The sequence below is a fragment of the Paraburkholderia sp. Ac-20342 genome, assembly GCF_017104985.1.
Classification (GTDB): Bacteria; Pseudomonadota; Gammaproteobacteria; order Burkholderiales; family Burkholderiaceae; genus Paraburkholderia.
The window spans coordinates 1-6,020 of the sequence record NZ_JAAGPQ010000170.1 but is presented as its reverse complement, the minus strand read 5'-3'; the positions used below and the strand labels follow the sequence as shown (position 1 = coordinate 6,020).

At 70.8% G+C, this 6,020-nt stretch carries 5 protein-coding genes; all 5 read left to right on the top strand.

The genetic code is table 11. The features are described 5' to 3' along the window. Nucleotides 1-33 precede the first annotated feature (33 nt). Nucleotides 34-828, top strand: coding sequence for a hypothetical protein (locus tag G3N58_RS33230; RefSeq protein ID WP_206001305.1), 795 nt, complete (start codon nucleotides 34-36; stop codon nucleotides 826-828). 2 nt (nucleotides 829-830) lie between these two features. Next, entirely contained in the window at nucleotides 831-3,674 is a 2,844-nt protein-coding gene (locus G3N58_RS34655) for a bacteriophage N4 adsorption protein A (RefSeq protein WP_206001304.1), read from the top strand. A gap of 79 nt (nucleotides 3,675-3,753) precedes the next feature. Continuing rightward, on the top strand, nucleotides 3,754-4,419 hold the full coding sequence (locus tag G3N58_RS33220; RefSeq protein ID WP_206001303.1) for an alginate O-acetyltransferase AlgF: 666 nt from the start codon (nucleotides 3,754-3,756) through the stop codon (nucleotides 4,417-4,419). A gap of 18 nt (nucleotides 4,420-4,437) precedes the next feature. Continuing rightward, nucleotides 4,438-5,814: an MBOAT family protein gene (locus G3N58_RS33215; protein WP_206001302.1), complete on the top strand. Its 1,377-nt coding sequence runs from the start codon at nucleotides 4,438-4,440 to the stop codon at nucleotides 5,812-5,814. Nucleotides 5,815-5,819: 5 nt separating this feature from the next. Further along, the coding region (locus G3N58_RS33210; protein ID WP_206001301.1) for a hypothetical protein at nucleotides 5,820-6,020 on the top strand (201 nt) is incomplete at its 3' end.

Sequence of the window (6,020 nt, the reverse complement as noted above, 5' to 3'; positions counted from 1 at the left end):
CTGCGCCCGCGCCCTGTCTCGGCCGCAGCCGCCGTGCGCGTCGCCTCCCTCCACGCCGCCTGCGGCGCCCCGCGCGCCGTCTCTGCCGACGGCATCGCGTGGCAGCCCGACAACGCGCACGTGAACCCGCACGGCGACTGGGAACGGCTGGGGGTCACCGATCTGCTGATCCAGTGGACCGCGGTGGACGACACGGCCTTCGTCGGCGGCACCGGTTTGCGCGAAGCGCCGAGCCTGCCCGACTGGCCGCGCATCGCGCGCGAACCGTGGGCGAGCCATGTGCTGGTCGGCCTCGCGGGCCGCTTCGACGAGCGCGCGGCGCGCGCCGAAGCGGCGGAACTCGCGGAGCAATCGCTGAAGCTCGCCGCCGCCGTGCCGCCGCTGCACGTCGAGGGCTGGTACTTCCCGGTCGAAGTCGATCCGGGCTGGCGCGACGCGCCACAACTCGCGCCGTTGCTGATGCGTTTGCCGAGGCCGTTGTGGATCAGCGTCTACGACCGCTCGAACATCGGCGGCCCGGCGCTCGCGGCCTGGCTCGACAGCTGGCTGCCGCCCGACGTCGGCGTGCTGTTCCAGGACGGTGTCGGTGTGTATGCCCGCGAACCCCGCGTGGCCCGCGACTATGCCGACGCGCTGGCGGCCAGGCTCGGCGCGGCCCGCGTGCGGATCATCGCCGAAGCGTTCCGGCCCGACGTGGGCCGTCCTTTTCGCGCCGCGACGGCCGCCGAGCTCAAGCCTCAATTGGCGGCCTATCGCGGTTTTCGTACTTATGTCTTCGACGGACCTCACTATGTGTCGCCCGAACTGGTGGAGAGCGTGCTGAAGTGATCGTGCGCTTTCCTCGACCAACGGCTGTTTCCATCCTGTGCGCCGCGCTGTTCGCGGCATGCGCGGAGTCCCGCGCCGACGAGACCTTGCCGCTGCCGCTCGCGGGCAGCGCCTATCGGATCGCGCAGCAGGCTTACGACGAATACGCGCGCGGCGACTATGATGCGGCGGCACGCGACGCTCGCGAAGCGGTCCGCCTGCGTCCGGACGTGGCGCGGCTGCACACGCTGCTCGCGCAGGCCGAGGCCGCGCGGAAAGCGCGGCGAGTCCAGCCGCGCGTCGCATCGGGCGAGGCCACCGGCCGCGCCCGTCCCGCCGCGCCCGGCAAGACGGAACCTCGGCGCGCCGTCGATCTTGCGGCTCGCGCGCTCGATCTGCTTGCGAGCGGCGACGTGGCGGGTGCCTCGCGCGCCGCTGGCGACGCTGTGGAGTTGGCACCGGGCGCGTCGTCATACCGGCTGTTGCAGATCGACTTGCTGCTGCGCCTGCGCGACGACGCGGCGGCCTCGCGCGTAAGCCGCGACGCGCTGGCGAGCGCCGGCGCTGCGGCTTCGATGATCCATCTGCAGCATGGCTATCTGCTGCAGCGTGACGGCCGTTACGACGAAGCGCGGGCGGACTACGACGAGGCGCTGGCGAGCGTGGCGGACCTGACGGACGTGGTGGACGACTCGCACGGCGCTGAGCAACTGCGCGCGCTGCGTCTGCTCGTGGCCCGCGCCGAACTGAGCGCCGGCGACACGGCTGCCGCGCTCAAGGTTCTCGAAGCGTTTCCCGACAGCGATGCCGAGGCGCAGCAATGGCGCCGGTTCGCGCAATGGCTCGCAACAGGAGACGCGTCCGCGCGGCCCGCGCTCGAACCGCCGCTTCTGCATTGCGAAGTCAACGGCACCGAACCAGCGTGCTCGCCGATCGCGCCGGAAAAGCCGGCAAGAACGCTGGCCGAGGCGGCCTATCGCGCCGCCGCGAACGCCCATCCGCGCGAGGCGCTCGGCCTGTTCGACGCGGCCCTGCAGGTCGGTGGACCCGACCGGGAACTGGAAGGCCGGCGCGACGCCGTGCGCCGCCAGCTTGCGCAGGAGCCCGCGCGCGAAGCCTACGCCGCGCTGGCCGACAACGATCCCCAACGGGCGGAAAAAGCGATCGCCGAGGCGATTGCGAATGCGCCCGATGTAATGTCCTACCGGCTCCTGCTGATCGACGCGTTGACGCGCGAGCAGCGTTACGCCGAAGCGGAAGCCGCCGCGAGCGCGGCGATCCAGGTCGACGACGAGGACGCGGTGCCGCTGCTGCTGCGCGGCCACTTGCGCCAGATGCAGGGCCACTACCGCGCAGCGCGCGACGACTACACGAAAGCCGTCAAGAACGATGCACTCGGCGACGACGATCTGCGCAACGTCCGGCTCTACGTCGCCGATGCGGCGCTGGCCGAGGGCGATGCGGCGTTCGCCAGCGGCGTGTTGCAGCCGCTGCCGGCCGGCGACGCCGAAGCGGCCTGGCGGCGCAGCCTGATCGCGTACTACCGGCATCGCGCGGACCGCCCGCGGTTGCAGGCGCCGTTCCTCGATTGCCGGCTCACGCCTTACGGCACGGTGTGTACCGCGCGTCCCGCCGACAATGCGGCCGACGCGATGGTCCCGGTCATTTTCGCGGCGCTCGCAAAGGGCGACGACGCGACGGCTTTGACGCTCGCGCGCCAACTGGTCGCTGCCGCGCCGAAGCGCGACATGTACCGGCGCGTGCTGGCCGACGCGCTCGACGCGGCCGGCCGCCACGACGAGGCGAAGCAGGCGCGCGCGGCGCTGAAGGATGCCGCGCCCGAACTGGACTACGCGTATCTGCTCGCGGTGTCGGGCGCGTCCTCCCAAGCGGCCCAGGCGTTCGGCGCGCTCGACGCGGCCGGCAAGCTGCCCGCAACGGCGCTGCGCGATGCGGCCTTCACGGCCGTCAATGCCGACCAGCGTCCGCTCGCGGCCGGCTATTTCCGGCGCGCCATCGACGCCGCCGATGCCGGCGCGCTCGACCTCACGCCGCAAAGCCTCTACGAGACGCGCCGCGCGGTGTCCGAGCTGGAGCGCCGCTGGGGCGCCTATGTGGCGCTGACCTATCGCGGCAGCAACAACATGCAGGCGGGCCAGAACCAGTCGGCGCTGGTCGGCGACAACCTGCAGATCGGCGCCGAGGCCTGGTGGCGGCCGGCCGCGCTCGAGCGCAACGGCACCTGGGTCGATCTCTATGCGCGGCTCATCGGCACGCCGTATAGCGCGCCGACCACGTCCACCGACACGGTGACGGGCGACAGCTTCACCGGCACCTCGCCGACCGGCTGGCCGAGCCTGCTCTCCGCCTTCGGCGTGCGCTGGAAGCCGTTTGCCTCGCAAAACATCGTGGCCGCCTTCGAGCGGCAGCAGGCGATCGGCTCGGCGGCGCAAAGCGACTGGCTCGCGCGGCTCGGCTACTCGTGGGGCACGGGCGGCGACCTGCGCGTCGACAAGCCGAGCTGGAACAACGTCCAGCTCTATGCCGAGACCGGCTACTACCTCGTGGCGAACACGCGCTACCTCACGTCGGAACTCGACGCGGGCCGCAGCTTCCGCCTGCCCGATACGTGGCTCGGCCACACGATGCTGACGCCGCACGCCGTGGCCGCGGCGGACTACAACAACGTCTACACGAGACCGTGGGCCGTCGGCGTGGGCGTCGGCCTCAACCTGCGCACCTGGCTGCGCGAGGACCGCTATCATGCGCCGCGCTCGTACCTGGACCTGTCGGTGCAATACCGCCTGCGCGTGGCCGGCGACGAACGCGCGAAGGGCTGGTTCATTCGCAGCGTCTTCAACTACTGAACGAAACGGGGATAACTCGATGATGGTCAAGAACCCTACATTGTCCGCGGGCGCACGCTGCCCGAAGACTGGCGCCGCTATGGCCGTCATGGCCGCGGCGCTTTTCGCGGGCGCACTCGCGCTGGCCTGGGGGCCGGCCGCGTCCGCCCAGGAGATCGCGCGGCTCTATGCGCCGCAGGCGCCGGCCGGCTCCAGCTACCTGCGCGTGGTGAATCCGTCGGCGAAGGCCGTCAGCGTCGAGTTCGCGGGCAAGCGCGACACGCTCGATCCGAAGCGCAGGGTGAGCACCGATTACCGGGTCGTCGATGCCGCCGCCGGCGTCGAGATCAAGGCCGACGGGCACGCGCTCGGGCGCTTCGACGTCAAGCCGGGCACCTTCAACACGGTGGTGCTGACGGCGGCGGGCCAGCCGAAGCTGATCGCCGACGCCAGCGACGGGCGCGACGACCTGAAGGCGGAACTGCGCTTCTACAACCTCGCGCCGGACTGCAACGGCGCGCTCGCGATCGAGAACGGCGCGACGGTGTTCGATCGCGTGACGAGCGGCGACACCCGCAAGCGCGTCATCAATCCCGTGCAGGCTCGGCTGCAAGGGCGCTGCGAGGCGAGCGGAAGCACGGCGCCGGTGGCGCTGCCCACGCTGAAGTCGGGCGATCATGCGAGCGTGTTTCTGCTCGGCGCGGCCGCCGCGCCGCGCCTCGTGATCCAGACCGACGCCACCGAGCCGTACTCGGCCGGCCACTGAGCGCCGGCCCGCACGCCTATGGTCTTCGCGAGCATCAGCTTCCTGTTCGTTTTCCTGCCGCTCTTCCTGCTGGCCTATGCGCTCGTCGGTGCGCGCTGGCGCAATCTGACGCTGCTCGGATTCAGCTGGATTTTCTATGCGTGGTGGCGTCCCGACTTCCTGCCGCTGATCGTCTCGATCGCGCTCTGGTCGTGGGGCACGGGTTTGCTGATACAGCGCGCCGGGGCACGGCAACGGCGCTGGGCGCTGCTCGCCGGCATCGCGTGGCCGCTGCTCGCGCTCGTCTGGTTCAAGTACGCGAACCTGCTGCATGACACGGCACGCTCGATCGGCGTGCCGACCGGCGCATGGCAGGCCGTCGTGCTGCCGATCGGGCTCTCGTTCTTCGTGTTCGGCGCGATTTCGTATGCGGTCGATGTCTATCGCGGCACCGTCGCCGCCGAGCCGAGCTTCGTTAGCTATGCGACCTATCAGTCGATGTTCGGCCACCTCGTGGCGGGACCCGTCGTCCGCTACGAATGGGTGGCCGAGCGGTTGCGCCGGCGCGCGTTTCACGCCGCGGAGTTCGCGGTCGGCGTCGAGCGGTTCATGCTCGGCTTCGCGCAGAAGATCCTGCTCGCGGACACGCTGGCGCCGCTCGTGACGAGCGGTTATCAGCTGACGTCGCCGAGCGCGGCCGACGCCGCGCTGACGGTGCTCGCCTATGCGTTGCAGCTGTATTTCGACTTCTGCGCCTACAGCAGCATGGCGATCGGCCTCGGCCTGATGGTGGGCCTGCGCTTTCCCGAGAATTTCGACGCGCCTTATCTGGCCGGCTCGCTCTCGGCGTTCTGGCGGCGCTGGCATATCAGCCTGTCGAGCTGGCTGCGCGACTATCTGTACATTCCGCTCGGTGGCAGTCGCCAAAGCCTGCCGCGCGGCTGCGTGAATCTGCTGGTTACGATGGCGCTCGGCGGCCTGTGGCATGGCGCGAGCTGGACCTTCATGGTGTGGGGCCTGTGGCATGGCGCGGGTCTCGCGGCCGAACGGCTGTGGCGCGCGCGCGGCGGGCCGGCGCTGCCGTTCTGGGCGGGCCATGCCGTCACGCTGCTGTTCGTGATGGCGGGCTGGCTGCTGTTTCGCGCCGACAGTTGGGGCGAAGTGTCGACGATGCTGGCGGCGCTCGGCGGCGCGCATGGCTGGGCGATGTCGAGCGCGTTCGCCGCCGCGCTGCGGCCCAACCAGCTCGCCTGTCTGCTGGGCGGCATCGCGCTCGTCTATCTGCCCGCCGCCTGGCCGGCGGGGCACGCGCGCGGCCATGCGCTGCTGCGCTATCTGGCGGTGCCGCTGTGGCTGGTCTCGGTGTGCGTGCTGCAAGGACGCACCGTGGTCCCGTTTCTCTATTTCCAGTTCTGACCGCGATGCGCAAGTTCAACACGATGGCCTTTCTGATCGTCGTCATGGGCGGCGCGCTCCTGCTCGCCTGGCGCCTGAGCGGCGAGGCCGACGCGCTTGGGCGGCTGCTGCGGCAAGCATCGTGGCGCGACGGCGCCGCGACGCAGGCGCTGGACCGGCGCGTGGAAGATCGGAAGAGCGTGGTGTGGGGAAAGGGTGAGTGCCCA